The sequence below is a fragment of the Arthrobacter sp. TB 23 genome (assembly GCF_000294595.1).
GTDB lineage: Bacteria > Actinomycetota > Actinomycetes > Actinomycetales > Micrococcaceae > Arthrobacter_D.
Window position 1 is genome coordinate 1 of sequence record NZ_ALPM01000018.1, and the last position, 26,427, is coordinate 26,427.

At 64.7% G+C, this 26,427-nt stretch carries 21 protein-coding genes and 1 pseudogene; 8 read left to right on the forward strand and 14 right to left on the reverse strand.

The features are described from left to right. Positions 1-20: 20 nt before the first annotated feature. From B384_RS0101725 to B384_RS0101735, 3 genes are all read right to left on the reverse strand, one after another. Entirely contained in the window at positions 21-443 is a 423-nt protein-coding gene (locus B384_RS0101725; RefSeq protein WP_019481418.1) for a pyridoxamine 5'-phosphate oxidase family protein, read from the reverse strand. After that, positions 433-921, reverse strand: coding sequence for a universal stress protein (locus B384_RS0101730; RefSeq protein ID WP_035766193.1), 489 nt, complete (start codon positions 919-921; stop codon positions 433-435). Before B384_RS0101730 ends, B384_RS0101725 begins: the two co-directional genes overlap by 11 nt. 70 nt (positions 922-991) lie before the next feature. Then, entirely contained in the window at positions 992-3,589 is a 2,598-nt protein-coding gene (locus tag B384_RS0101735; protein ID WP_019481420.1) for a cation-translocating P-type ATPase, read from the reverse strand. A gap of 195 nt (positions 3,590-3,784) precedes the next feature. Between B384_RS0101735 and B384_RS17385 the strand changes: the two genes are divergently transcribed. Both B384_RS17385 and B384_RS17390 read left to right on the forward strand, forming a co-directional pair. Next, positions 3,785-4,675: a universal stress protein gene (locus tag B384_RS17385; RefSeq protein ID WP_019481421.1), complete on the forward strand. Its 891-nt coding sequence runs from the start codon at positions 3,785-3,787 to the stop codon at positions 4,673-4,675. A 56-nt stretch (positions 4,676-4,731) separates the two neighbouring features. Beyond that, entirely contained in the window at positions 4,732-5,301 is a 570-nt protein-coding gene (locus B384_RS17390) for a DUF2231 domain-containing protein (RefSeq protein WP_035766195.1), read from the forward strand. On the opposite strand, the gene B384_RS0101750 is transcribed toward B384_RS17390, so the two are convergent. Both B384_RS0101750 and B384_RS17395 read right to left on the reverse strand, forming a co-directional pair. Then, a complete protein-coding gene (locus B384_RS0101750) occupies positions 5,249-7,867 on the reverse strand; it encodes a DUF4153 domain-containing protein (protein WP_035766197.1) in 2,619 nt (872 codons plus the stop codon). The genes B384_RS17390 and B384_RS0101750 overlap by 53 nt on opposite strands. A 2-nt stretch (positions 7,868-7,869) precedes the next feature. After that, positions 7,870-8,564 (reverse strand): annotated as a pseudogene (locus B384_RS17395) (response regulator transcription factor). 199 nt (positions 8,565-8,763) lie between these two features. Here B384_RS17395 and B384_RS0101760 point away from each other — a divergent pair. The 3 genes from B384_RS0101760 to cydD are packed head-to-tail and all read left to right on the forward strand — an operon-like array spanning position 8,764 to position 14,854. Next, the gene (locus B384_RS0101760) at positions 8,764-10,362 is read left to right on the forward strand and encodes a cytochrome ubiquinol oxidase subunit I (RefSeq protein WP_019481424.1); all 1,599 of its coding nucleotides are present in this window, start codon (positions 8,764-8,766) and stop codon (positions 10,360-10,362) included. A 53-nt stretch (positions 10,363-10,415) separates the two neighbouring features. Further along, positions 10,416-11,435, forward strand: a complete 1,020-nt coding sequence (gene cydB, locus B384_RS0101765; RefSeq protein ID WP_019481425.1) for a cytochrome d ubiquinol oxidase subunit II — start codon at positions 10,416-10,418, stop codon at positions 11,433-11,435. Continuing rightward, positions 11,432-14,854: a thiol reductant ABC exporter subunit CydD gene (gene cydD / locus B384_RS17400; protein WP_019481426.1), complete on the forward strand. Its 3,423-nt coding sequence runs from the start codon at positions 11,432-11,434 to the stop codon at positions 14,852-14,854. Before cydB ends, cydD begins: the two co-directional genes overlap by 4 nt. Positions 14,855-15,050: 196 nt before the next feature. Here the strand turns inward: cydD and B384_RS0101775 are convergent, their stop codons facing one another. After that, positions 15,051-16,400, reverse strand: coding sequence for a Y-family DNA polymerase (locus B384_RS0101775; RefSeq protein WP_019481427.1), 1,350 nt, complete (start codon positions 16,398-16,400; stop codon positions 15,051-15,053). Between the two features lie 9 nt (positions 16,401-16,409). After that, entirely contained in the window at positions 16,410-16,841 is a 432-nt protein-coding gene (locus B384_RS0101780; RefSeq protein WP_019481428.1) for a LexA family protein, read from the reverse strand. A gap of 182 nt (positions 16,842-17,023) precedes the next feature. Between B384_RS0101780 and B384_RS0101785 the strand changes: the two genes are divergently transcribed. Beyond that, positions 17,024-17,461: a hypothetical protein gene (locus tag B384_RS0101785; RefSeq protein ID WP_019481429.1), complete on the forward strand. Its 438-nt coding sequence runs from the start codon at positions 17,024-17,026 to the stop codon at positions 17,459-17,461. A 147-nt stretch (positions 17,462-17,608) separates the two neighbouring features. Here B384_RS0101785 and B384_RS0101790 read toward each other — a convergent pair whose 3' ends face one another. From B384_RS0101790 to B384_RS17405, 5 genes are all read right to left on the reverse strand, one after another. Further along, positions 17,609-19,129 carry a CYTH and CHAD domain-containing protein gene (locus B384_RS0101790; RefSeq protein WP_019481430.1) on the reverse strand — a complete coding sequence of 507 codons (1,521 nt, stop codon included), beginning with the start codon at positions 19,127-19,129 and terminating at the stop codon, positions 17,609-17,611. A gap of 7 nt (positions 19,130-19,136) precedes the next feature. Next, positions 19,137-19,376, reverse strand: a complete 240-nt coding sequence (locus tag B384_RS0101795; protein ID WP_019481431.1) for a hypothetical protein — start codon at positions 19,374-19,376, stop codon at positions 19,137-19,139. A gap of 317 nt (positions 19,377-19,693) precedes the next feature. After that, positions 19,694-20,314 carry an L-threonylcarbamoyladenylate synthase gene (locus tag B384_RS0101800; protein ID WP_019481432.1) on the reverse strand — a complete coding sequence of 207 codons (621 nt, stop codon included), beginning with the start codon at positions 20,312-20,314 and terminating at the stop codon, positions 19,694-19,696. A gap of 28 nt (positions 20,315-20,342) precedes the next feature. Next, entirely contained in the window at positions 20,343-22,250 is a 1,908-nt protein-coding gene (locus B384_RS0101805) for a M64 family metallopeptidase (protein ID WP_019481433.1), read from the reverse strand. Then, positions 22,247-22,726: a hypothetical protein gene (locus tag B384_RS17405; RefSeq protein ID WP_019481434.1), complete on the reverse strand. Its 480-nt coding sequence runs from the start codon at positions 22,724-22,726 to the stop codon at positions 22,247-22,249. Before B384_RS17405 ends, B384_RS0101805 begins: the two co-directional genes overlap by 4 nt. Positions 22,727-22,910: 184 nt before the next feature. Between B384_RS17405 and B384_RS0101815 the strand changes: the two genes are divergently transcribed. Both B384_RS0101815 and B384_RS0101820 read left to right on the forward strand, forming a co-directional pair. Continuing rightward, entirely contained in the window at positions 22,911-24,125 is a 1,215-nt protein-coding gene (locus B384_RS0101815) for a S8 family serine peptidase (protein ID WP_019481435.1), read from the forward strand. 6 nt (positions 24,126-24,131) lie between these two features. Next, positions 24,132-24,362 (forward strand): hypothetical protein, encoded by a 231-nt coding sequence (locus B384_RS0101820; RefSeq protein ID WP_019481436.1) that lies wholly within the window; start codon positions 24,132-24,134, stop codon positions 24,360-24,362. A gap of 76 nt (positions 24,363-24,438) precedes the next feature. On the opposite strand, the gene B384_RS17410 is transcribed toward B384_RS0101820, so the two are convergent. Both B384_RS17410 and B384_RS17415 read right to left on the reverse strand, forming a co-directional pair. Further along, entirely contained in the window at positions 24,439-25,482 is a 1,044-nt protein-coding gene (locus tag B384_RS17410; protein WP_019481437.1) for a hypothetical protein, read from the reverse strand. Between the two features lie 8 nt (positions 25,483-25,490). After that, positions 25,491-26,282, reverse strand: coding sequence for an AfsR/SARP family transcriptional regulator (locus tag B384_RS17415; RefSeq protein WP_192813044.1), 792 nt, complete (start codon positions 26,280-26,282; stop codon positions 25,491-25,493). Between the last annotated feature and the right edge of the window lie 145 nt (positions 26,283-26,427).

A 26,427-nucleotide genomic window follows, 5' to 3' on the forward strand; every position in this document is an offset into this window, starting at 1 on the left:
CCGGCCCGCCGTCACTGCCGCTAGTAGCGGTCCGGTTCCTCCCCAAATTCGAAGTAGCGACCGTGGACACTCGTAGGAATCACCTCAACGTAGGTGTACTTCCGGGTTGGAATCCAGGGTTTGAGCGGGAGCTGATCCACCTTGTCGACCTCTGACTGGGCGTCGATCACGCGGGCCACTCCTTTAACGACAACGCTTCGCGCCTCGCCTGCGTCAATCTCGTCCACCTCAAAAGCCACCCGGTTGTTCACTGTCAACTCGGCCAGCTTGGTCCCGGGATTGGTCCTGAAGAGAAGCCTTCTCTCGTGGGCAAGAAAATTGATCGGATAGATGTCAGGATCGCCCATGACGCTGACCGCCAGGCGACCATGCTGGTTTCTTTGCAGGACGGTCCACGACTCCTCTGCAGAGAGGGTGGATCCAGGGCGCTCGTCACTTTCCATCGTCGTGCTCCTTGATAGGTCGAGTGGGTTCGTCCTGAGGCACAACCAGGACTGGGCAATGGGCGTGTGCGGCGCAGGCCTTGCTGACGGATCCCATCGGGTGGTTGAGGAAGCCCCCGGATCCCCTGCGCCCCACCACCAGCAGTTGCGCCGTTTGGCTTGCCTCGATCAGGGCTTCGGCTGCCCCGTCGAATTTGACAGACACCGAGAGGTTGTCCGGCCGGGAGGCACCGAAGGCCCTGTCCAAGGCTTCCTCGACCAGCGATTCAACACTTTCGCTCAATTGTGAGGTGAACCGATTGGGTTCGGTTTCAAAGCGTGACGCCGCACGCTGGTCGGACTTCTTGATGCAGGAAATAACCTCGATGGGTTCATTCATCAGCTTCGCCATTCGCCCAGCTACTAGCAGAGCGCTGGACGAGTATTCCGATCCGTCCACACCAACAACGATTCCACGCGAGTTCGATAGTGAGTTCATGGGGCCAGCCTGCCCTTCGGGTGGCAAACGCACTAGGGCCGAAGGGCATGGGTACGGGTGACCAACTGCCTTACCCAAGTGGTCTATTGGGCTGCCGCACCCGTTTGTAGATCCAGTCTGCAATCAGCATGCCGGGGATGGCCAAAACGGCAACGATCAGTCCCGACGGCGGTGGTGGTGCCTGTCCGAGGACTGCTGCAACAGGGGGTACAAAAAGAAACAGGGCGAGTGCTGCAAGTTCGGCCGCGCCAGCCCACAGCAGCAAGCGATTGCTGAACCACCCCTGTTTCCACGGCGGCACTGTTGCGCTGCGGCAGGCAAAGGAGGTTGCCAGCTGCCCGAAGACGACGGCGGCAAACGCAGCCCCCGATGCGGCAAGCACCAGTTTTTCGTCCCATGGTTCGCCACGGACCCATCCTCCGCCGAAGAGCACGAGGGAGAAGGCTGTCATGCTGATGATCGCTTCGACAGGGCCGAGGATGACGAAGGCTCTGAACATCAAGTTCCGGTCCATGAGGTGGCGCCGCTCCGGGGGCCTGGTCAGGACCCGCCGACCTGGGGGCTCGGCTCCGAGCGCCAGAGCGGGAAACAGGTCAGTTCCAATGTCCAAGGCGAGAATCTGTAGGACACCCAGGGCGAGCGGGAACTGGCCACCGGAAAGTGCCCAAACGACAAACGGTGTGAGCTCGGCGACGTTGTCTGTCAGGTGGTAGGTGAGGAAACGGCGGATATTCGAGTACGTGGCGCGGCCTTGTTCAATCGCTGCGACAATGGTGCCGAAATGATCGTCGAGCAAAACCAGATCGGCCGCCTCTCGAGCTACGTCGGTACCACCCCGGCCCATGGCAACCCCAATATCAGCTTGCTGCAAAGCGGGTCCGTCGTTCACTCCGTCGCCAGTCATGGCCACAACATGACCCCTGGATTGGAGGGCGCGGGCTACACGAAGCTTCTGCTCGGGTGAAACCCGGCTGACCACCATGCCGTCCCGATCCAGGAGTGCACCAAGGATCTGCTCGTCCTCGGGTAGGTCCGCACCCTGAACCACCAGACTGGGGTCATCCGTCAGTCCGATTTCCTTCGCAATTGCCGATGCTGTGGCTGGATGGTCGCCAGTGATCATCGCTACCTTGATTCCGGCTCTCCTGGCGGCCCTGATTACCTCGGCGACATCCGGGCGAGGGGGATCATGAAGACCGATGAGGCCAAGGACGATTAGATCCCGTTCGATGTTCTCAGTGGGCTGGTCCAGCCAGAAGGATCGCGGGCCGGGCAAGTCTCTTCGTGCCACTGCTATCACCCGTAGGCCTCGGGAAGCCATCGCCTCGACCTGCTCCTCTAGCCGCGTGGCGCGATCTGCACAGAGCGGGAGGACAGATTCCGGGGCGCCTTTGACGTAGAGGGTGGGGCCGATCAGGACAGACTCCCGCCGTCGGTGCGCGTCGAAAGCGAGACGTCGGTCTGGCGCCAGGTTGTCAGGTTCATGCTGGAGGAGACGCCGTGCAAGAACATCGATGGCCGCCTCCATCGGATCGCCGTTTGCTACCCACTCCTTTCCCTCCTTGACGACGCGACCCTGGGAGGCGGCGCGTGCCGCCACAGCGACCTCAAGGACCATGGCTCTCCCCGGGCCATCGACGACGGCATCGGGCTCGTACCCGTCGCCGAGGACACGTACCGGGCCCGACACGGTGAACACCTCAACGGCATTCATCCGATTTTGGGTTAGTGTTCCGGTCTTGTCCGTGCAAATGAAGGTGGTGGATCCAAGCGTCTCGACTGCTTCCAGGTTGCGAACGAGGGCGTTCCGCGACGCCATCCGTTGAGCCCCCATCGCCAGTGAGAGCGTGACCGTCGGGAGGAGCCCTTCCGGGATCAGTGCGACGGCGACACCGATTGCAAAGAGGAAGGAGTGCCGCCATTCGATTCCAACCAAAACTGAGACTGCAAAGAAGACGCTTGCGACGGTCAGGGCGATTATGGCAATGACGCGGACTATTCGATGCAGCTCCAGGGTCAACGGGGTAGGTGGGGGTTCGGTGGTGTTCGTGAGCGAGGCGATCTCTGCGATCCGTGAGTTCCCTCCGGTAGCAATGACCACCCCCTCTGCCTGACCATTGACCAGGAAGGTGCCGCCCCATGCTGCCTCTCCAACAACTTTAGGCAGCGCATCGCTCTCGCCAGTCAGCATCGATTCGTCGACCGTGCAGGCCGACGCCGAAGTAAAACGAATGTCTGCGGGAAGACGGTCCCCAGCCGTCAAAATGACGACGTCACCAGGAACCAGTTCACTGGCGCCGACACTCCGTTGGCGTCCATCACGCCGGACGCTGACTTGCGACGGAAGTAAACCTTGCAGCCGCTCGGCCGCGTGTTGGGCCCGCTCCTGCTGGATATGGGCAAACACTCCGTTGACAATGACCACCACAACAATTGCAATGCTGAGCTGGGGCAGGCCAGCTAACCACGCCAGACCTGCAGCCCCCCACAGCATCAGGGCGAAGAAATGAGTCAGCTCACTCAAGAGTTTCCGCCACGGGGATGCCTTGCGGGCCGCGGGCAACACGTTTGGCCCTACCTCAGCCAGTAGCCTTGAGGCATCCGCGCTGCTAAGACCAGGCTGTGGAAGTTCCGGGAGCACTTCCCGGGCGTCATTCATGGCGGACATGGCCTCTCCATGGCTTATTTCTTAACGCATACTGTCGATCCTTCTGAGCGTGCTGACCAGTGACTTTTGGCCCGATGTGGACAGATTTGGCTAGGGAACACCTCCCATATTTCCGAAGGGACTTAGTGCCCTAGAGGCGTCGCTGACATGTCCCCACAATGGAGCCAAGGCAGTTAAATCGGAGGTGTTAACGCCATGGGTCCAGCATCGGGCTCCCGGTCAATCGTTCTGGGCGTGCCGCCCAGCGGGCCGACGCCTGAAGCCTTCTTCTGGGCAGTTACCCGGGCGGCGCGTCTGAAGAGGCCGCTAATCCTGGTACACACGCTGGATGACTACTGGGTCAGCCCGGACTTCTCATACTTCGATGACCTCATGCGTCACGGCCGGGAAGTCCTTGAGGAGTCGGCCACGAAAGCCGGCGATCTGGCACCCTCGGTCAAAGTGTCTACCCGACTTCTGCTGGGGGATACCGCCAGGGTGTTGTCGGATCTGTCGGAGAATTCCAGTCTGGTGGTCGTGGGGACCCATAAACTCGGACGCGTTGAGAGCGTGATTTTCGGTGCTCTGAGCCTGAATGTGGCGGTGGCAGCCGTATCGCCGGTTGCAGTCATCCCCGAGGCGTCTATGGAAGGCCGGTCGGGCGTCGTCGTCGGCGTTGACGGGTCCGCCCACTCCCTCGCCTCGGTTGCCTACGCGGCGCGGGAGGCCGATCGTCTGGGGGAGGACCTGTACGCGGTCTACTCGAGTGAATCACCGAACCCGCGGTTGCGTGGGTCCATTCCACACGATGTCGTGACGCGGCGGATTGAGGAGGAGGAACGGGTCATCCTGGCCGAGTCGGTGGCGGGCCTCACCGAACAGTATCCGGATCTGGTGGTGCATCAACATCTGGAGTTGAACGCGTCGCCTGCCGAAGCGCTTGTGACGGCTGCATCGCGGGCGAAGCTCCTGGTAGTGGGTCGGCGTGGCCGCGGAAAGCTCACGCGGCTTCTGCTCGGATCGGTGAGCCGAAGCGTCCTGTGGCATATCGAATGCCCCACGATCGTTACCCCCAACAGGGCGGTGACCGAGGGCCCGTACCGCTAGTCACGGGCGCCCCGATGTGGGTGACAGCCAAGTGCTGGGGGAGTATCTTGAGCCGTATGGAGCCAAATCCCTATCTTCGATTGGTCCATGGGCTCGAGCAGAACGTGGCGCTGGACCGCGCCGTGGACCTGGTGGAACCCTTCGCATCGCAACTGGTGGCCTACGCGCCGATCCGCCGCATGTTTCACGGCGACGCCACAGGCCTGCCGTTGCATCCGGTTCTGACCGATGTTCCGTTCGGCGCCTGGTTCATGGCCGATTTTCTCGACTTCTTCCCGGATGAGGGATCGCGGCGGGCGGCTACCCGGTTGGTTGGGTTGGGTGTTGTATCTGCTGCGCCGACGGCCCTTACCGGGTGGGCCGAGTGGGCCCTTTCCGACCCCGGAACTCGCCGGGTGGGGGTGGTTCATGCGTCCGCCAACGCCGTCGCTGTCCTGATCTTCGCCGGTTCCTGGCTGGCCCGACGGCGAAACCGACACAGCATGGGCATCGGTCTCGCTCGGCTAGGCAGCGTGTTTCTCGTGGTGGGCGGCTTTCTGGGCGGTCACATGAGTACCCGAACCCGTGCCGTCATCACTGACCCAGCTGGGGTGAACAGTTCCCGGGCAGGGAGCCCCGATCAATAACGGTGACTGACTCGGCAGCGCGGACCCGACCCAGATTCCAGCCCAACCAATCGTCAGTGGTCTCAGGTGCGGGCTGGAACGCCACAACGCAGCGGGCAATCTCCCGCGGTAATCCCTCAATGACGGCCGGCGTCGCATCTGCGCCCAGAGTGGCCAGATAGGCGACATCCAACTTGCCGCTTTCCACGTAACGGGCGATGTTCTGCTCGGCCACCCAGGCTTCCGGGTTCGCGACGCCGATAATCAGCAAGAGCGCAGCCCCAGAGGCCAGTGCAGCCCGAGGCAGCCACCAACCGGATAGCTTTACCCCGGCCACCATCACCAGCACCACCAGCAGACCTAGCCACACCTCAAAAGCGTCCACCAGCACGCGCAGCACCGTGAATCCGTAGGCCTGCTGATAGACGGACATCCGGTTCAGTGCCGACGCGACCACCACGAGCGTCAGAACAGACAGCGAGCCGAGCGTGAGACGCAGCAGCAGCCGGTCCTGAGCTGTCGCTCGAGGGGCTTTCCGGACCGTCAGGCCAATGGTCGCCAGGGTCAACGCCGTCGCAATGGTCAACTGGGCGAAGCCCTGATGCACGTAGTCCGCGTAGCTCAGCCCGGTGGTGTTCCGCACAAACTCATGGCCACCCCACATAGCCGACGCCTGGGCAGTCACGAAGGCAAGAAATACTGCGACGACGACGCCCACCGGGACCAGCCATTCCCAGGCCCGACGCACTGGCTGCCCAGCAGTCAGCGACACCTTCTCCACGAGAGGCGGGTTGATCGCCAGATAACAGGCGGCGAGGACCACGCCGCCGACCACGAACCAGACGAAGACGCGCAGGACGAGGCTGTCTGCCAGCCGCACATCGGGGAGCACCGTTGACACCCACGAACCGAACACAGCGTCGCCAGAGGCGAAAAGGCCACCAAACACGACCAGCGCGACCAGGGAAATGGCTGCGGTGCGCAACATGGGCCACAGCATCCGGTGGCTGGAAGTCGCGGCCACGGTCCTCCCCAGCAGAGGAAGCCCCCGAATGCCGCTCAGCACCCAGGCCACCCCACCGGCGCAGATTGGCAGCAGGCGCTTCGCATCAGTCACCGATGTAGTGACCAGGAGCCCGGCAGCCAGCACCGCCAGAACTGCCAGCCATTCGGCGTCGCGCAGGATGACCAGGGACCCCAGCCCGAGGCATAAGGTGGCGGCGATACCGGTCCACGGCCGACGGCGGTGCAGGGAAAGCGCCAGAACGAGGACCCCCGAGACCAGCAACACCAGCAGGGTGCCCAGCCCAAGATTGCGCTCCGGGAGGACGACGGCGGCGAGCGCCCCGATGGCCAGCGAGGCGTAGACAGGCAAGGGTGCGGTGGGCAGTCCCTGCTCCGGCCACCACCGGTCAACGCTCGATTGTGACGGCCGGGTGGCTGGTTGGTCGGCTGTCCCCTCGGGATGGGCGGCGGGGTACGGGTAGCCTGCAGCTGTCACGGCGATCTCCTTCGGGTTGGTACTGGCAGGGGGCGATCCGTCGGATGGGCCGGATGCCGGCGGGGGATGGGGCGTGCGGGGGAGTAGGACGAGCATCCGTGCGCCGGTTGACCCTGGGTCGGGTGGCAGAGCCGCAATTGACCCACCATGCAGTTGGGCAATCCAACTGGCGATGGCAAGGCCCAACCCGGTACCGCCGCTGCTGTCGTCCCCCATGCCGAACCGGGTGAAAACCCGCTGTGCCTGTTCGATGGGTATTCCGGGCCCTTCGTCAGTGACCTCGAGCGACCAGAGGTCCCCCTCCGTGGTGGCGACGCCCAGATGAACCGTCCCATCGGATGGGCTGTGCCGCACCGCGTTGTCGAGAAGGTTCGTCACCACCTGGGCCAGCCGGGCCGCGTCGGCCGTCACCATCAGATCGGGTGGTTCGACCGACGTCGTCAGCTGAATTGGCCGTCCGCCGAGTGTCGCTTCCCGGCAGGCCTGATCAAGCAGGTCAGCGACCCGTACCGGCGCCAGTTGAAGTTCGGCTGCGCCGCCGTCAACGCGGCTAACGTCGAGAAGATCGGTGACCAGGGCGCTGAGCCGTTCGGATTGGGTGAGGGCCGACTGAAGGATGGCGTCGTTGGGTTTGACGACGCCGTCGACCAGGTTCTCGAGAAGAGCCCGTTGCGCGGCAAGAGGTGTCCGTAGTTCGTGGGACACCGTAGCGATTAGTTGCCTACGCTGCTGCTCGGCGGACGCCAGATCCGCGGCCATCGTGGTGAAGGCCCGGGCCAGGGCGCCGACCTCGTCGGCCGAGGTGGCCACCACCCGCGTCGAGTAGTCACCGGTCGCCATTCGTCCCGCAGCGTCGGTCATTTCCCTCAGCGGCGAGGTCATTCCGCGGGCCAGCCATTGTGTCACGCCGAGGGCCGCTGCGAGGGTCGCGGGGAGGGTCAGCCAGCCCGGCACGCCAGCCCGGATGCCGACCTGCAGGACCACCACCGCGGCGATAATGCTCAGGGCCACGAGCAGACCGATTTTGATCTTGATGGAGGCTACGCCGTCCAGTGGGCGGCGGGGACGCAGCGGGTCGGGTGTCATGGTCACTGTTCCAGGGCGTAACCGACGCCGTGCACTGTCCGCACGCGCGCTGCACCGACCTTGGCCCGGAGAGACTTCACGTGACTGTCGAGTGTGCGGGTGCCGCGGGCATCGGCCCACCCCCAGACCTCGGTCATCAGGGTTTCCCGGGTCCGGACGGTCCCCGGCTGCTCGGCGAGCATGGCGAGCAGGTCAAACTCCAGCGGGGTGAGGTGAACCTCAACCTGGGCGATTTGGACGCGCCGGGTATCCCGGTGGAGCACCAGTTCGCCGACGGCGAGTTCGGGGACCCGGACCGTCGAGAGCTGAGCGGCCCGGTCGACGCGCCGGAGCAGTGCCCGGACGCGGGCCACTACCTCCCGCATCCGGAACGGTTTGGCCACGTAGTCGTCGGCCCCCACTCCCAGGCCGACCAGCATGTCGTCTCCTGCACTTTGGCGGTCAGCATCAGCACCGGAATGGGTTTCAGGGCCTGGATGCGACGGCAGACTTCGAGCCCGTCGAACCCGGGCAGCATGACGTCGAGAATGACCAGGTCCGGCTTGTGAGTGGTGTAGGCGTTGATGGCGCCGGGCCCGTCAAACGCACTGACCGCGGCGAAGCCTTCGGCGATCAACCGGTCGGCGAGCGCCTGATTGATGGTCGGGTCGTCCTCGACGACCAGTACTGTGTGGGTGGTTCCGCGGCCCTGTGTCATGCCTCCGAGCCTACAAGCGGGAATCTGGTCGGGGTGCGGCCGACATGTGGAGAACCTGTGAAGGTCTTGGAAGCCGGGCTGGAGGGCAATTTCCTGACCCCTTACGAGTTGTTCTACACTGTGTAGAAATCAGCTTTTCTACGGATCGTAGAACAACTGGATCGGTGGGCTCACGCCCTAGTTGGTTTAAGGAAGTTGCATGGAAGCCCTGGAGCTTGCCCGTTGGCAATTCGGCATCACTACCGTCTATCACTTTCTGATGGTGCCACTCACCATCGGCCTGGGCTTGCTGGTCGCCACCATGCAAACCATGTGGGTGCGGACCGGGAAAGCGCAGTACCTGCGGATGACCAAGTTCTGGGGAAAGCTGTTTCTGATCAACTTCATCATGGGAGTCGCCACCGGTTTGGTGCAGGAATTCCAGTTCGGTATGGCCTGGAGCGAGTACTCCCGTTTTGTCGGGGACGTGTTTGGTGCGCCGCTGGCGATGGAAGCACTCCTCGCGTTCTTCGTTGAATCGGTCTTCCTCGGGCTATGGATCTTTGGATGGGACCGGCTCCCCAAGAAGATTCACCTGGCCACCATCTGGGGCGCGAGTATCGCCTCGATCATGTCGGCGTATTTCATCCTCGCCGCCAACTCCTGGATGCAGCACCCAGTCGGAGTGGAAATGGTCGACGGCCGCCCGGTCCTGGTGGACATCTGGGCTGTCCTGACCAACAACACCCTGTTGGTCGCCTTCCCCCACACCATCCTCGGAGCCTTCTCCGTGGCTGGCGGGTTCCTGCTGGGGATCAGCTGGTATCACCTGTGGAAGCGACGCCGTGACGGAATCGACACCATCGGCCCAGACGGGAAAGTCCTGGTCGGCAGCGTCGAAAGCACGGGACGGGATGCCGCCGACCACCAGGTCTGGCTCCGTTCCCTCCGGATCGGCGCCGTCGTCGCCGTCGTGTCGTTCGCTGGTGTTGCCGTCACCGGGGATCTGCAAGCCAAACTGATGTTTGAGCAGCAACCAATGAAGATGGCTGCGGCGGAAGCGGCCTGCCACGACGGGACCGGTTTCTCGGTGCTGTCGGTAGGAAACCTCGGCTCACAGGACTGCGATGACATTGTGGCAGTGATCGAGGTTCCGGGCATGCTCTCCTTCATGGCCAACGGCGATCTCACCACGGAGGTCCAGGGGGTCAATTCCCTCGTGCCGCAGTACCAGGACCAGTACGGAACGAACCTGCCGGACGATCCGATGTACGGGGAACGCGCCGGAATGGAAATCGACTACGTCCCGGTGATGGAGGTGACGTACTGGGGCTTCAGAATGATGATCACGTTCGGCGCCGTCGCCGCGCTCGCAGCAGCAGTGGCACTCGTCATAACCCGCCGGGGGACAGTCCCGGAATCCAAACGACTGATGCAGCTCGCCGTTTTCGGGATCCTCGCGCCCTTCGGGGCCAACGCGGCTGGCTGGATCTTCACGGAGATGGGCCGGCAGCCGTTCGTCGTTGCCCCTAACCCCGACCCCAACGGCATTGACAACGTGTTCATGTTTACCGCCGCGGCCGTGTCGCCCGGGGTCTCGGCCGCCGAACTCGCGACGTCGCTCATCGCCTTCACCGTCGTCTACAGCGTATTGCTGGTGGTTGAGGTGAAGTTGCTGGTCCGGTATGTGCGTGGCGGGGTTCCCTCGGCCATGCCTGACCTCATTCCCCAGCACGGCCCCGACGACGACGACTCCACCGGCGGGGACATTCCCCCCTCGAAGAAGGGCGACGGCGATGTGCTGGCCTTCGCCTACTAGACCCGTGTGCCCCGCCGCGAACGCGGCCCTGATCGAACGCCTGGAGATTTGAGATGGAATTCCTTCCCACCCTGTGGTTCGTCATCATCGCGTACCTCTGGACCGGATACCTGCTGCTGGAAGGATTCGATCTCGGCGTCGGCATGCTGATGAAACTGTTCGCCCGCACCGACCGCGACCGCCGGGTTCTCCTTAACACCGTTGGGCCGGTCTGGGACGGCAACGAGGTGTGGTTGATTACGGCTGGCGCGGCGACGTTCGCTGCTTTTCCCCTCTGGTATGCGTCGCTCTTCTCCACCCTGTATCTGCCGCTGCTGCTGGTCCTGATGGGGCTGATTTTCCGCGCTGTCGGCTTCGAATACCGGGGGAAAGGCGACACGGAGGCGTGGCGCAACCGGTGGGACTGGGCCATTGCGCTCGGGTCGCTGGTGTCAGCATTCGGGATAGGCGCGGCCCTGGCGCTGACGACGACGGGACTTCCCATCAATGCCAATGGCGACCGGGAAGGGGGAGCCTTCGCCTGGTTCAATGGCTATGCGGTCCTCGGCGGATCGGCCGTCGTCTTGTTCAGCCTGGTCCATGCCCTGGGGTTCCTGGTGCTGAAGACCGACGGCGACATCCGCGACCGGGCCCGGCGGCAGTTCCTCAGGTGGCTGCCACTGGGGCTGCTGCCGATGGCTGGCTGGGCGATCGTGGTGCACGCCGCCGGCGGGAAAACCGTCACCTTGCTCACGCTGGTGATCGCAGTGGTTGGCGCTGTCTATGCCTGGTCCATGGCGCGCCGGCGCCGGGACGGATGGAGTTTCGTCGGGATGGCTGTCTTCCTCGCCGCTGGCACCACCACGATCTTTACGGCCGCGTTCCCCGTGGTCCTCCCGTCGACCCTGGACGCCGCGTTTGACCTCACGGTGTCCAACGCTTCATCCTCGGGCTACACGCTCGGCGTGATGAGCGTCGTCGCCCTCGTGGGGTTGCCCGCCGTGCTCGTCTACCAGGGCTGGACCTATTGGGTGTTCCGCAAACGGGTCAGCCGGAGCCAGATCCCCACCGCTCACGCCGTGAGAGCACAGTGAAACCAGCGCTACCCCTGGGTGTAGCCGGTAAACGCGCCCTCTACCTCCTTGGCCTGCTCGCTGCGCTGAAGGCCGCTGGCCTGGTCCTCATCGCCCAGGCCGTGGCTTCCGGTATCGCTTCCCTTGCCGTTTCGCCCACCGCGGTATCCGCTACCGCCGTTTCCCCCACTGCAGACTGGTCGTCCGTCCTCGTCCTGGGTATCTCCGGGGCGCTCCTCCGGGCGTTGGCCACCTGGTGGCAGGAAGCCGTTGCGCAGCGGGCCGCGACCGGTGCCAAGGAGGAGCTGCGAACCGCGATCACCACCCGCGTGATGAACGACGGCGGGACGTCGGCCGATGCCGGGACCGGCGCGCTGAGCATCCTGGTCACCCGGGGGCTCGACGGTCTGGACAACTACTACACCAAGTACCTGCCCGCGCTCGTCACCTGTGCTGTGGTTCCACTGCTGGTCGGTGCACGTATCCTCGCCGCCGACTGGCTCAGCGCCGTCGTCATCGTGGTGACCGTGCCGTTGATCCCCGTCTTCATGATCCTGATTGGCCTGCACACCCAGGACAAGGTCCAGGAGGCGTCGGCGTCGCTGAACCGGCTCTCCGACCACCTCCTCGAACTGTCCCGCGGACTGCCGGTTCTCGTCGGCCTGGGCCGGGCGGGCAGCCAGACCAGGGCACTCCGGGACGTCGCCGGGCAATACCGGACCAAAACCATTGAAACGCTGAAGGTTGCGTTTCTGTCCTCCCTTGCCCTCGAACTGATCGCCACCATCTCAGTGGCACTGGTCGCGGTGGTCATCGGGGTCCGGCTCATCGGCGGCGATCTCAGTCTCGAAATTGGCCTGCTGGCGCTGATCCTTGCCCCCGAGTGCTACCAACCGCTCCGCGACCTCGGCGCAGCACACCACGCGAGCGAGGAAGGCCTCGACGCACTTGAGCGGTCCCGCCGGATCACCGACGCCCCACGGAGCCGCGTCCTGCTACCCGACGCCGTCGCCGTCGCGGACAGCCCAGCGATCACCGTCAGCGGCCTCACGATTGGGTACGGCGGGCGGGACGGAACCGTGGTTGACGGTCTGACCTTCACGCTGCCCCGTGGAACGATTAGCGTGCTCACCGGCCCCAGCGGCGCTGGAAAGACCTCGGTGCTTCAGGTTCTGGCAGGGCTCCGCGGAGACGGGGCGGGGACCCGCGTTGCCGGCACCATCACGGGGGCACACCGGCAAGAGATTGCCTGGATCCCGCAGCATCCGGTCCTGGTGGCAGAAACGGTCGCTGACGAAATCGGTCTCTACTCCGGTCTGGACAGCGCCGCTGAGCGGAGGGAAGCAGCGGCGCGGGCACTGAACCAGGTGGATGCCACGGGATTACTTGACGCTCGCACCGGCGACCTGAGCCCAGGCGAGCTGCGTCGGGTCGCGGTGGCACGAGCACTGGCACGAATCGCTCACTCCGACATTGCCCTGCTCCTGGCCGATGAGCCAACAGCCCACCTGGACGCGCAGGGCGCCCGATCCGTGGAGGCAGCACTGGCACGTCTGCGGGGGCGCACGACGATCCTGCTCGTAGCGCATAACCCCGAGACGGCGTCCCTGGCCGACCAGACGATTGGCGTGTCCGGTGGTTCCGCTGCCGGCCACGACGGCGGTGCCAGGTTAGCCGCGAACACTGGGAACACTGGGAACACCGGGAACGCTGACTCCGCGCTGCAGCCTGACGGACTGAGCGTGCCTTCCGGTGTGGGCAAGGGTGTGCCGGTGTCGGCGCGACGGGTCTCCCTGACGCGCAGCGTAGCGATGGTGCAACCGTGGCGACGCCGGTTTGTGTCCGCGTTGCTCTTCGGTGCGGGCGCAACCCTGTTCGCCGTCGCCCTGACGGCGGTCTCCGGCTGGATGATCGTGAGAGCTTCTGAACAGATCCCCATCCTGTATTTGCTGACGGCGATTGTCGGAGTGCGCTTCTTTGGGATCGGCCGATCCGTATTGCGGTACTGCGAGCGCCTTCGCCTCCACGATGCGGTCTTCGAGAGCACCGACAGGTTGCGGTTGCGGTTGTGGAACGGGTTGCTGGAGCGTCCGGCAGCGTGGCGGAAACTGGCCCGCGGGGGCAAAGTCCTCGAACAGCTGGTCGGTGACGTCGATGAGCTACGCGACCTCACGCCTCGGGCCGTGTTTGCCCCGCTGGTCGGCGTCCTCACGGCAGTTGCCGCGTCCGTCACCACCGCTGTGGTGCTTCCTGCCGGCCTGCCGTCGCAACTGGTGCTGGTGACGGTGTGTCTGGTGGTGTCCCCGTTGCTCGTCCTCGCCGCGGACCGCTCAGCGCGTCGGGCGGCGGTTGGTCTCAAAGCCGAAATTCTCGACACCACGGCCCGGATGCTGGCAGCCGCGCCGGATCTCAGCGCCAACTCGGCGGCCGGGGTGCTGCGGTCGGATCTTCGTGCTCTGGAGGCTGAGCTGTCCGCAAAGCTGGACCGTAGCGCCTGGGCGCAGGGATTAGCCAACGCCCTCACCGTCTTGACCTGTTCGCTGGGTTCCCTGGCCATGTTGAGCTCAGCTGACGGTGTGAACCCGGCCGCCGCCGCCGTCGTCATCCTGATGCAGCTCGCCCTGATTGAACCCTTCATCGCCGTCAACACTGCCATTCACCACCTCGGAGCGTGGCGGGCGGTGGGGGACCGGGTAGTCCCGGATCTCGGGTCCACAACCATCCGCGCCGAACGGCCACCGGGGGCCAGCGTCTCTTCGCTCGAGCTGCGGGGCGCTTCCTACACCTACCCGGATCAGACGGCTCCCGCGTTCTCGGACGTGTCCCTGGATCTCCGCCGGGGGGAGTGGCTTGCGGTGACCGGCCCTTCCGGGAGCGGGAAATCGACCCTGCTCGGTGCGCTGCTCGGATTCCTGCCGATGCGGGAGGGAAGCTATCTGATCAACGGGGAACCCGTCGGTCTGGCGCGGGCCGGAACGGCGGGCGCCACCGGTGCGCCGCGCATCGCGTGGTGCCCCCAGGAAGCCCACCTGTTCCAATCCAGTATCCGGGCCAACCTCGCCCTGGCCCGCACCCCGGCCGACCCACCATCCGAGGCTGAACTTGCTGCCGCTTTGGCCCGGGCCGGGTTGGGCGATTTTGTGCATAACCTGCCCGCAGGACTGGATACCCAGGTTGGGCCGGGCGGCACCTGGCTTTCCGGCGGGCAGCAACAACGCCTCGCCGTTGGCCGGGCCCTGCTGACGAGGGCCGACGTCGTGCTCCTCGACGAACCGACCGCCCACCTCGACCCGGTGGCGGCCCGGGATCTGCTGGCCGATCTGCGTGCTGGACTGGCCGACAGGTTCGTGGTGATGGTCACCCACAATCAGGAAGAAGCCGCGCTGTGCGAGCGGGCTCTCGAGCTCTCGGGTAGGGCCAGACAGGAGGCAATCGCCTAACACCCGGTCCCGGGAAGTACTGTGACCAGGCAGCGCCAGTATCGGGACAATACCGCGCGCGTCACTGGCGGGGCATATCGTGCCGGCGAATTCAGAACCGGCCGCAGAGTCATTTGCTTGAAGGGGACCAAGGCCCACCCGTGGTCAGTGGTCGGCAGTACTTTCATCCAGTCGGCTTTTACTCAGTTGGCCTTACTCAGTCGGCTTTCACAATGGCGAGTTCATCCCACTCGGTGGTGTACCGGGGGGAGGAATACCGGCGGCTCATGGTCCAATCGGCCGGGGCGCACATACCGGCCCGACCCAGTCCGATACTTCCCGTACCGTACTTCTGGGTCACCTCACCGAGGAGCGCTCCGATGTTGCGCCGCTCGTGCACCGAAACGAAGACGTCCAGTTGCGGTTGAAACCCGGCGGGGGACAGATCGGTGAGCATCACCCCGGCCCGAGCGTAGGGGACCCCCTCCCCAAGGTGTCCCTCAAGGGCCCCGACAGCCGCCCGCGTCAGGACCACGGGATCAGCGGTCGGGGCGGGCAGTCTCACGGTCACGGACGGGAAGGAGGAAGCAGTCCGGTGGAAATGTGATGTGCCAGCAAACACGGTCATGCTCTTGGCGAGTTGCTTCGCCCGGGACAGGCGCACCGCCGCGGCCTGCGCGTAGAGACTCATCACCTGATGCATTCCAGCGAGCGTAGTGACCGGCGTCGAAAATGAGCGGGAAAAGATCATCTGCTTTTTGTCCGCGCGCTCCGTTTCCAGTTCGATGCACGGCACACCGCGCAGCTCCAGGATGGTGCGCTGCATGAGGACCGAGAATTTCCGTCGCATCAGCAACGGGTCAGCGGCACGAAGGTCAGCGATGGTAAACACGCCGATGGCATTGAGCCGTTTTCCGAGCCGGCCAGCAATACCCCAGACCCCGGTGACCGGGACCCGCGACATGATGTGGTCGATGTGGGCCCCGGGCATGGTGTCGAGATTGCAGACCCCACCCATCGCAGGGTTTTGTTTGGCCACCCGGTTGGCAAACTTGGCAAGGGTCTTGGTCGGGGCGATTCCGACGCAGACCGGCAACCCCGTGTGCAGCGCCATGGCGGCCCGGATGGCCCAGCCTTGATCCTGTAAGGACTGCGGCGAACCCGCGAGACCAAGAAAGGACTCATCGATCGAGTACACCTCCTGCCAGGCGGCGAAGCGTCCCATCAGCTCCATGGCCCGTGAACTCAGGTCTCCGTAGAGCTCATAGTTGCTGGAGCGCTGAATGAGCCCCCAGCCGGGGGCCTGGGCGGAGATTTTGAACCACGGCTCGCCGAGTGGAATGCCGAGGGCTTTCGCCTCATTGGACCGGGCCACCACACAGCCGTCGTTGTTTGACAAGACCACCACCGGGACGCCCGCCAGGCTGGGATCGAAGACACGTTCGCAGCTGACGTAGAAGCTGTTGACGTCGACGAGGGCTATCCGGGACGGTTTGGTACGGTCGGCTGCTGCCGCGGACGGGTAATGGCCCGGGCCATCGGGCACCCGGGAATGGTAATCGGTCATCGCAGCGGCTTACACGTAGTGCAGGCAGCGGGTGACTACCCCCCACACCGACAAATCGGACAGTTCAGCGACAGTGATGTCCGGATAGTCGCGATTTTCCGCTTTGAGGATGACCCCGGTGGCGCCAAGGTGTAGCCGTTTGATCGTCAACTCGCCGTCCAGGATCGCCACCACCACCGATCCGTGGTGGGGCGCCAACGACCGGTCCACGATCAGCTCATCCCCGTCTTTGATACCGGCGCCGGACATGCTGTCGCCGGAGACCCTCACGATGAAAGTACAGGTGGTGTCTTTGATCAGGTGTTTGTTGAGGTCAATCCCGCCGTCGTAATAGTCCTGTGCGGGCGAGGGGAAACCTGCGGGAACGGAGACCGGCGCGACGTCGGTGAAGTGGCCTGGCGGGGTTCCGTGTAACTGAGCAATATGGGCTACAACGGTCACGGCGTCCCTCGATTAGTACATATATTCGAACGAAATAAGCGTAGCATCCGACCCGGACCTTTCAGCGGGGCGGAGTCAAAAGTGCGGTCGGCTCAGTGCTAGATTTCACGGGGACGCAACAACACCACGGGCGGCTACTTGCTTACCGGGTGACCGACTGAAAGCGGATTGGGGAACGGGTGATGGACTGGATCTGGTTCCCTGTGATGGCGATTGTTGCCGCGGGATTCGGCTTTGCCGGCGGGTGGGCAGCGATTGCTGCGGACCGTCATCGCCGCACGCCCGAGGCTGCGACCGCCGGTCAGGTTGAAGTGCCTGAACCCCCTCGGCTGCGGGAAGCTGACTGGGCCGTGTACTGGCAGAAGGACAACATCTGGGTGTTGACCAACACCGGATCAGCCAAGGCAACTGCGGTCGACGTGCAATTCGAGCAGTTCGCTGTGGAGTCCTCGAATCTGCGAAGCACCATGCAGACCTCGGGGGAGGCCACGTTCAGTGGCTATCTGCGGGGAAAAAAGCCAGCCGTGCTTATCTCGTGGGCCACGGAAGACAGCGAACAGCGGGGCCCCGCGCGACGCGCCATCCCGCTTCAGGGCAACCGCCGCTGGCAGGACTGGTGAACTACCAGGACCGGTGATCCGACGCGACCGCTGACCTACTAGCACTCTCCGAAGCCGCCGTTGTTCAGCTCCGGCAGCTCGGCGGAAGCATCCCACCGTGAGCGGTTCCAAGGCTGGGTGGGGTGGGTCATGGTGTGCGCTTTCCGGTCAGCTGAGCTTCCTGATGCTCTTCCGGAATTTTCTTTCAGCATCGGCCTGGATCGAATTCTCGGCCTCATGAAGCACTCCGTAGGCGAAAGTGTTCTCTCCGGCCCGTCGCGCCGCACGGGATGCTTTGAGGAGATACTCCTGAAAGAGGACGCTGTCGCGGTGGGTTCCCAGAATGTCCTGGATCTTCTCCGATGACTTCATTGACTTTCCCACCTGCCCGCCGAAAGCGAATCCTGAGGCCCCCTCAACCGACCTGATCGCGTAGCGCAGGCGCTTGGACCTCTTGCGCACCTCGTGCAGCAACTCCAGCTGTGAGTCCAGATCTGATGCGCGGCTGGCACGTTGAGCGGATTTCACCACGATCTCCTGCTGGCGGTTGACCGCTGGCGGAAGGTTCGTGGCAGCCTTCCCGCCGTTGTTCTTCTCGCCCTTCAGCGGGACCCGGGCGGTGAACTCGTCGAGGGCATCAAGGGTAGCGAAGTATTCAGCGGAATTTAGGTCCCGGAGGACTGCCGAGTAGGCCTTCTGGTACCGGGCGGCCGATGACTTGTCCAACCGCCTCATCACGTGCCGGGGGATTGACCCCGGTGGCCGGTTGGCAATGCGGGTCACGATCAGCGCCTGCATCACTTCCGCGTCACGGGCGGCGCTGAGATTCCGGCCGAGTGACTTCAGCTGACCTTCGAGCTCGCCCGCCGGGCCGCCCTCCAGCAGCGGGCGATAGGTCTTCAGCATGCTACGCAGAGTGCGAGCCTTCACCCGCAACTGGTGCAGCGAACCTGCCTCGTGGCGGCGCACCTGCGGATCCCACGCCACCAGTTCGGCGGCCACCTGGCGGAACGAAGCGGTCAGCACATTCCGGACAGAGCCCGGCTTACCGTCGACCGGAGCGAGCTGGGGTTGGCCACCCATGGCCCGGGCCAGTTTCGACGTGCTGGCGGCTGGGGCGGCGCCAGCGTTCAACAAGGAGTGCTCGACGGCGTCCACCAGGGCCTGCCTGGCATCATCGGGAGCGGGTTCTCCGCCCTGCACTTCTGCTTCCCATTCCCGCCAGGACCGTTCGACGCCGGTGGTCAGGTCCTCTGCGTCGACCACATCGTCGCTGATTTCGATCAGCGGGGTGCCGGCCGCACCCACCAGAGTGGTGATGGTGCGGGTGGTCGTGATTCGTGCGACTGGTTCGAGGGCACTATTCCTGACATGGACCCGAACCAGATCGAGTACCTCCGACGGCGGTGTATCGCCCGTGCCGGACAGCGGCACCTGGACCTCGAGCCGGTCCGCGTCCGCCGGGAACTTGGTATGCCAGCCCTCGTCTTTGCCCCCGCGCCGCCGCCGCAGGGTTATCCCGTGGCGCAGCAGCGACCGGTCCGGCAGATCGAAGTACAGGGCTTCCAGAACCACGGTACCGCCGTCGTCCGCGCTGGCCACGCCGGTGATGCCGGTGAGGTCGGGGACCACCTCATGGGTGCCGACGTCGTACTTGCGTTCGATCTCAAGAGATTCGGTGCGTGTCATGGTCTTATTATTGCGTCTGGTGTCCAGCGCCCGTGTGTCCCGAGGGGACGGGCTGGACAGCTGCGTCGACCGCGGCAGCCGACAAATCGTCAAAAAGTTGCTGGGTTTCCCTCACATCCTGTGAGGTCCCGCCCGACCGGAGAATCACGTCGATCTCCGCATCGACCTGCTCCAACTGCTGGAGGAGATCGTTGTTGGCGCCACTATCACGCAGCCGTTTGATGGTTAGTTCGTTTGAATAGCTCATGTCTGGCCTCCAGCCGGTCGACGGTGTTCATCCCCGGGCAAGGTCTGCCCTGGGCGACGGGTTTACTGCCGGTGCTGGGAAACCTCTAACGGTGCGAGTCGAGAGTGAGGCGCGCAGTTCGTACCGCGTAGCTGATTCGTGGGGCGCCTCGCAGGACGAAACAGGAAGGATCTTGCCTGTCTGAGAGCGGTGCTGTCTGTTCACGGGATACCTTAACGTGCTGGCTCGCCGTGCGGTCAGACGGTGATGAATGCCTAAAACGACGGTAACCGAGGCCGTCTAGGGCTGAGAATACCCCACGTAGCTGGCAACACCACTCACTCGAACCGGGACGGGTCGCCCATGCCGTGACGCACCACTTCGGCGGAGCCGCTGGAAAAGTCGATCACGGTGGTCGGTTCGGCGCCGCAGTCGCCCGAATCGATGACCGCATCCACCTGGTGGTCGAGCTCTTCCTTGATTTCCCAGCCTTGGGTCAGCGGCGTTTCCTGATCGGGCAGCAGAAGGGTGCTGGACAGCAACGGTTCGCCAAGCTCGGCGAGCAGGGCCTGCACCATCCGGTGATCCGGAATCCTGACACCCACGGTCTTCTTCTTGGGGTGCAGCAACCGGCGCGGCACCTCCTTGGTGGCCGGCAGGATGAACGTGTAGCTGCCTGGCGTCACGGCCTTGATGCTGCGGAAAACATCGTTATTGATGTGGACGAACTGGCCAAGCTGCGCGAAATCCTTGCAGACCAGCGTGAAGTGGTGCTTGTTGTCGAGCTTCCGGATGGAGCGGATGCGGTCCAGCGCGTCCTTGTTGCCCAGCTGCGCGCCGAGCGCGTAGCAAGAGTCCGTCGGGTAGGCGATGAGCCCGCCGGACCTGACGACGTCGACGATCTGCCCGATTGCGCGCGGCTGTGGATCGTCGGGGTGCACATCGAAAAATTTGGCCATGCGAAGAGCATACGTCGCTGGTGGCAGGTCAGGTGATACCCAGTTGAAACCACCCAGCCCACCCCGTCGATGCGTTCCACCACGTGCTGTAGACGACGCTGTCCGATCCGATGACGAATACATCCAAATGTTCGGTCACCCGAGACACGGCGGCGACCTGGCTGCCCGGTTTCGCGACGCCGCCCGAAATGTTGAACCATCCTGCCCACCCGGTGGTGTCGTGCCACCAGGTGCTGTAAATCCGGTTGTCCGTGCCGACGGTGAAGAGGTCCAGGTGGTTGGAATACCGCGCAACTGCAGTGACCGGTGATCCGGCGGACGCCACGCCTCCGGAGACCTGGAACCAGCTGCCCCAACCAGTGCGGGCGCTCCACCAGGTGGACATGATCTTGCCGTCAGGGGCAGTGGTGAACAGGTCCAAATGATCTGGGTGGCGGGCCACCACAGTGACGGTCGCATCAGGCCGGGCGAGCTGCGCGCCGACCTGGAACCAACGGGACCAGCCGCTGCGATCATCCCACCAACAACTCCAGACCCGGTTGTCGGTGCCGATCGTGAATAGATCCAGATGGAACGGGTACCGTGCGATGGCCGTGACGGTCGCACCGGCTGCCGCGACACCCCCTGAGACCTGGAACCACCCGGACCAGCCGGTCCGCACGTCCCACCAGATGGACATGATCCTGCCGTCCGCGGCGGTGGTGAACACGTCGAGGTGGTCGGCGTACCGTGCGAGGACGTTCACGGTCGCCCCGGCCCGGGCAACCAGGGTGCCGAGTTGGAACCAGTTGGACCAGCCACCCGATGAGCTCCACCACGCGCTGTACACCCGGTTATCGGTCCCGACGGTGAACAGATCCAGATGTCCGGAGTATCGGGCGACGGCGGTCACCGGTGATCCCGCACCTCCCGGTGAGGCGATGCCCCCCATGAGCTGGAACCATCCCGCCCAGCCGCTGCTCTGGTCCCACCAGTTGGACATGGTGCGCCCATCGGATGCGACGGCGAACACATCGAGGTGTTCGGGGTACCTGTCGATTACCGTGAGGGGCGTCTTTGCCCGCGCGGTCAACGCCGCCAGCGGTCCGATTCGGTTCCAGATCACCTGCCGGCAGATCCGGCAGAACGGCACACCGAGGTCGCGCATCTTGCAGGCAAACTCCGGCCGGAACGCGCCGCAGTGGTAATAGTGGGCCCCTTCAAAAGCCCCGACCGTCCCGTCGGCCACCGGGCTGGGACGTGAATCCACTGTGCTGCAGTCCGGGTTGGTCATGGTGGGGATGGCGGTTGCCGCGTTGACGGCCCACCGCCACTTCAGGGACGCCCGGTTCCGGTTGATCGTGACGTTCGGTGCCCCCGGCTCCGGACCGGGATGGTGGTCCTGGCCGGTTTCGTCGCCGCCAGCATAGTACGGGTACTCATCGGCGAGCCCGAACGCGGTGTGTCCCATCTCGTGGATCCCGATTTCGGTGGCGCTCGCCGCCAGCGAATACGTCCCGATGGATCCGCCGCTGCCACCGTAAATCGTCGAATTGACGATCAGCAGCACTGTGGTGAATTCCGGTACCTGGGCAGCAGCGACCGTCAGGGCTGTCGCGGCGTTGCACAGCAGCAGACGCCTGATGCCGTTACCGCCGAACGTGGAATCGAAATAGGTTCGGACGGTTGCGCCCGTGCCGCCCGCAGCCGCCGGATCGTCTGCACCGGAATCGGTTGACGAGACATTGACCCGGAAGATGTTGATGGCTGGAGCCAGTTCGTTGAATGGCGGTGTACCAAGGAACGCATTCGCCAGTGCGGTGCAGGCGGTATCGAAGGAGGCCTGCTCCGCCGCCCGGAACCCATCCCCCAGGAGCACCACATTGAAGGCCCGGTTTCGCGGCGCCGAGCCCCGGATCTGGGTGGTGCCAATCACTGTCCCATCGGCGGTGGTCATTTCATGTCACCTCGTCCCTCGATGGCAAAGCTGGTGATGTCGGTGACGCGGAAACCATCGAGTTGTCGGCCGTCCCCGCCGTCGCCGGGCGGTGCAGCATCCCGGCTGCCGGTGTCCTCCGGATCGGGAGCCGCAACGTCGATCAAGGCGATGGACCGTGCAGCGGCCGGGGCCGGGACGACGACGGTGAAAGCGCCAGTGGGCCGCTCCACCTGGACCCTGGTGATGGGCTCGCCCGGAGTTTCCGGGAACACCTCAGCGCTGTGAAGGTCACTGGTCCGCACCGGCACCCGGGTCAGGGGCGCGTCGTCGGCATCCCGCACCTCGGCGTAGCGGCCGGCTCTCACCTCCGGGTGTGCATCAAACCCGGTGACGGCGACATCGACGGGTTGCTGCAGAATCAGCCGGACGTCGTCGCCGTCGTACTCGAAGATCAGCCTGATCGCACTGGGCGTGGGCTGGGGGTTATCGGTCATGGCGGTCTTCTTCCGGTGGGTCTGGCCTTCGTCCTATCCTCCCGTCACGGGCGTTACTCGGCTGTTACCGTCAATCAGCGGTCCAGGCTGTTGCCGCCCGGTGCTTCTCGAGTAACGCCGCAGTAACGTCGTCGGCGTTACGTTGGGTCTTTATCCCATAGGAACCCAGAGGTAGAGTGCCACCATGATTGAATCTGAGTCCTCAGGTAGCCGACCCCGCGGTCAGGAACCGGAGACCACCGGTCGTTTCATAGTTGTTTTCGCCGACGCCGAGGAGAACGCTCCAGGGCTGCTTCGGTCTGCTGCTGGCATGTCCCATGTCGCTGATTCTCGCGACTTCGGCACCCGTGCCGCATCTCCAGCCGACACCGAGGGAGCGGATGCCACGTATTATTCCCACCTCGGGGTTGCTGTCGTGTCCGCAGATCCGCAACAGCAGCGGGCACTCAGCTCGTCGTCCGACGAGGGCACCGTCATCTCCGTCTCCCCAGAACTCATCCACCACGTGCTCACCGACGAGCCCGGGGGAGCCTCGTCGTCGTTCCAGGACAGCGCGCAGCTCACCTGGGGTATTCAGGCCGTCGCCGCGGACACGTCCCCCTTCAGCGGCGAGGGTATCCGGGTCGCGGTGCTGGACACCGGGTTCGACTCAAGCCACCCGGACTTCGCCGGCCGGCAAATCACCGTTGAGTCTTTCGTACCCGGTGAGACGGCCCAGGACGGGCACGGACACGGCACCCACTGCATCGGGACCTCCTGTGGCCCGCGGTCACCATCCGAAGGCCCGGCGTATGGCGTGGCCTACGAGGCGGAAATCTTCGCGGGGAAGGTACTCGGTGACTCGGGGTCGGGCAGCGACGGCGGCATCATCGCCGGAATCGACTGGGCCATGGCGAACGGGTGCGCCGTGATTTCGATGTCGCTTGGGGCCGACATTCCGCAGGTGCACCCGCCATATACGGCGGTCGGCCGCCGGGCGCTCGACCAGGGTCACCTGATCATCGCCGCCGCCGGGAACGGCGCGGACCGCCGGCAAGGGGACTTCGGCTTTGTCGGGGCGCCCGCAAACAGCCCGTTCATCATGGCGGTGGGCGCGCTGGACCAGCACCTCGAGATGGCCTTCTTCTCCGCGAGGACGCTCCCCATCCGGGGCGGGCAATTGGATGTGGCTGGCCCGGGTTTCCAGGTGCGTTCGTCCTGGCTGATGCCCGACCGGTACAACACCATCAGCGGCACCTCGATGGCCACGCCGCACGCTGCGGGAGTAGCAGCCCTCTGGGCGCAGGCATCAGGCTACCGGGGGCGGGAGCTGTGGTCCCTGATGGCTCAGGAGAGCCAACGGTTGCTGCAGGCGTCGGTCGACGTCGGCTCCGGTCTGGTGATGGCACCGCAGGAATGAGGGGTCATGATCTTCACCGTCACCGTTGATGACCTGCATCGTTCCGCGATCCAGGAGGTCGCGGAACAGTTGCGGTCCTGCGGGTTGGAGGTTGACCGGGTGCTCGACAACGTGGGCATGATCACCGGCTCAGCGCCGGAGAACTGCCGGCCGGATCTGGAAGCGGTCGAGGGGGTGTCCTCCGTGGACGGTGAGACCCGCTTCCTCCTGCCTCCGCCCGACAGCGACATCCAGTAGCAGCGACGTCCGGTAGCAGCGACGTCCGGTAGCAGCGACGTCCGGGACGCACTCCCGGCTGGCGCCGCGCAGTCGGCTACGGCCCGTTGGTGTTCGCGGTGCCACCGGTTTTGCCGCCGACGTCGTCGAGCACGTTTTGCGCCTGCCGGTCCACCAGCCCGGTGAACAACTGTTGGGCGGCGCCGAAGGTGATCGCCCAGGCCACGATCTGGGCGGGATTGTCCAGATCGCTCAACCCGGGGACGAAGCCGCCGCGCATGAGCTGCAGTCCCAGTACTGCCGTCAGCGCACCTGCGGGGAGCTTCAGAATTGCCAGGGCCAGTGGGAGACCGTAGGGGGTCGAGGTGCCCCTGACATGGCGGAGCGAAGCGGCACCTGAGACGGCCGCCGCTATCAGTCCGAACGATTCGATGAAGAACACATCCCAGGGCCGGGGCCTGCTGCCCGTGGGGCAGGCAACGCCCTCGGCTGGTTCGAAACACAGCCGCAGCTCCTCCGGCCGGATCCAGCCGGCGACGGCGAGGGCCGTCGCCAGTACGGTCAGGACGAGCGCGCCCATGATGAGCACGTTGCGGAAGCTGCGCACCCGCGAGAATTCCTCCCGGGACTCGAGGCAGGACGCCCTGAACGCAGCCACCAGGGTCATCCGCCCGGATTCATCCAGGGGGGTGCCAAGTGACGCTGCCACGACGTCTTCGACAGCGACCCGGTGCGGGTCTCCCCGCTGCAGGTGCTGCCGGGCGTGCGCCTGGATCCCCGGCAGTTGCGACTGGACGTAGTCCAACGGTGCCCGCAGCAGAAGTGCCACCTGCGCGGCGTCAAGTTGGCTGAGGACCCGTTCCACCACTGCTCCATTGAATGAGGTCTGAATGGCCGGCGACTTCTGCTCCGCGACGGTGGACGCTTCGTTGAGGTGCCACGTGATTGCGTGGTCCAGGGCGGTCTTCGCGCTCGCCTGGCCTGGCGGCGCCCCCGCTGGGGGGTCGATGAGGCTGACCCATTCCGCGAGGGTCCGCAACTGGGCGGCGGTGGTGATCGCCTGTTCCCGCCAGGTGCGGTTCGTCGGCGGCGCGAGGGGAGGGGGTAACGGGGGTTGCGGGCCGGCAGCAGGCTCTGACATGGCTGGACCTACTCGAAGGACGGGTGCAGGATGGCGCTGAAGGTGGGCGCTGGTTCCGCGCGCACTGTGGGCTCCTGCGCCTGGAGCAGCGGACGGATGAGGTCCGTGATCCGGGTGGACGGCCTGACCCCGCACTCCCGGTTGAGGGTCGTCAGATAGGTGCGATAGCTGCGGATTGCCGAACCATGGTTGCCAGCCGCCAGATGAATCCGCAAGAGCGTCCGTTGCACGCTCTCCAGGAGCGGGTCCAACGCGACAGCGGCCGTCGCCGCGTCGAGGGCGGGCGAGAGCTGGCCCTGAGCCAGGTAGGCGTTGGCCAGGTCCTCCAGGGCGGCGAGCCGCTGCCTGAAGAGCCTGTCCTGATCTACCCGCAGCCAGTCTTCATCCCAGCCCGGCAGGAGGTCCGCCGTCTGAAGGTCGCCGGCCAGCCCCTCCCTTACCGGTGCACCGACGTCGAGCAGGCCCGTTCGGTTGACCCGATCCACGCGGACGAGCAGCTCGTCGACGTCGATCACAATTCCCGGGGCGAGGGCAAGCGGATCGCTGGCTGGCTGCAGGAGACCGGGAAGCTGGTGGGCAATGTTCCACAGGCAGGCACGCAGGCTTCCCGAGGCTTGCGCATCGGTACGGTCGGGCCACAGGAGCCCGGCGACGTAGCTTCGTCGGCGGCCGCCGCGCAGGGCCAGCGCAGCGATGAGCCGCTGCTGCCGGAACGCGACAGTGACCGGCTGGTGCTCACGTTCAAGACGCCAGTACCCCAACAATTTCAAATTCCATTGGACCGGAATGCTCGTAGACATACCCGTCCCCACTTCCTGCATCATCGGGGAGAGGCGCCCCCTATCCGCTGAAACGGTGAACCGCTGTGAATGCCAGCATCCTCAGACTTTCGAACCTTGTCAATGCTCCCGGCAATAGTTCACCCACTCCGGGGTTGCGGGGCAC

Excerpts from the sequence above, each read along its gene's own strand:
- B384_RS0101725 (WP_019481418.1), bottom strand. The coding sequence starts at position 443 with ATGGAAAGTGACGAGCGCCCTGGATCCACCCTCTCTGCAGAGGAGTCG.
- B384_RS0101730 (WP_035766193.1), bottom strand. The coding sequence starts at position 921 with ATGAACTCACTATCGAACTCGCGTGGAATCGTTGTTGGTGTGGACGGA.
- B384_RS0101735 (WP_019481420.1), bottom strand. The coding sequence starts at position 3,589 with ATGTCCGCCATGAATGACGCCCGGGAAGTGCTCCCGGAACTTCCACAG.
- B384_RS17385 (WP_019481421.1), top strand. The coding sequence starts at position 3,785 with ATGGGTCCAGCATCGGGCTCCCGGTCAATCGTTCTGGGCGTGCCGCCC.
- B384_RS17390 (WP_035766195.1), top strand. The coding sequence starts at position 4,732 with ATGGAGCCAAATCCCTATCTTCGATTGGTCCATGGGCTCGAGCAGAAC.
- B384_RS0101750 (WP_035766197.1), bottom strand. The coding sequence starts at position 7,867 with ATGACACCCGACCCGCTGCGTCCCCGCCGCCCACTGGACGGCGTAGCC.
- B384_RS0101760 (WP_019481424.1), top strand. The coding sequence starts at position 8,764 with ATGGAAGCCCTGGAGCTTGCCCGTTGGCAATTCGGCATCACTACCGTC.
- cydB (WP_019481425.1), top strand. The coding sequence starts at position 10,416 with ATGGAATTCCTTCCCACCCTGTGGTTCGTCATCATCGCGTACCTCTGG.
- B384_RS0101775 (WP_019481427.1), bottom strand. The coding sequence starts at position 16,400 with ATGACCGATTACCATTCCCGGGTGCCCGATGGCCCGGGCCATTACCCG.
- B384_RS0101785 (WP_019481429.1), top strand. The coding sequence starts at position 17,024 with ATGGACTGGATCTGGTTCCCTGTGATGGCGATTGTTGCCGCGGGATTC.
- B384_RS0101790 (WP_019481430.1), bottom strand. The coding sequence starts at position 19,129 with ATGACACGCACCGAATCTCTTGAGATCGAACGCAAGTACGACGTCGGC.
- B384_RS0101795 (WP_019481431.1), bottom strand. The coding sequence starts at position 19,376 with ATGAGCTATTCAAACGAACTAACCATCAAACGGCTGCGTGATAGTGGC.
- B384_RS0101800 (WP_019481432.1), bottom strand. The coding sequence starts at position 20,314 with ATGGCCAAATTTTTCGATGTGCACCCCGACGATCCACAGCCGCGCGCA.
- B384_RS0101805 (WP_019481433.1), bottom strand. The coding sequence starts at position 22,250 with ATGACCACCGCCGATGGGACAGTGATTGGCACCACCCAGATCCGGGGC.
- B384_RS17405 (WP_019481434.1), bottom strand. The coding sequence starts at position 22,726 with ATGACCGATAACCCCCAGCCCACGCCCAGTGCGATCAGGCTGATCTTC.
- B384_RS0101815 (WP_019481435.1), top strand. The coding sequence starts at position 22,911 with ATGATTGAATCTGAGTCCTCAGGTAGCCGACCCCGCGGTCAGGAACCG.
- B384_RS0101820 (WP_019481436.1), top strand. The coding sequence starts at position 24,132 with ATGATCTTCACCGTCACCGTTGATGACCTGCATCGTTCCGCGATCCAG.
- B384_RS17410 (WP_019481437.1), bottom strand. The coding sequence starts at position 25,482 with ATGTCAGAGCCTGCTGCCGGCCCGCAACCCCCGTTACCCCCTCCCCTC.
- B384_RS17415 (WP_192813044.1), bottom strand. The coding sequence starts at position 26,282 with ATGTCTACGAGCATTCCGGTCCAATGGAATTTGAAATTGTTGGGGTAC.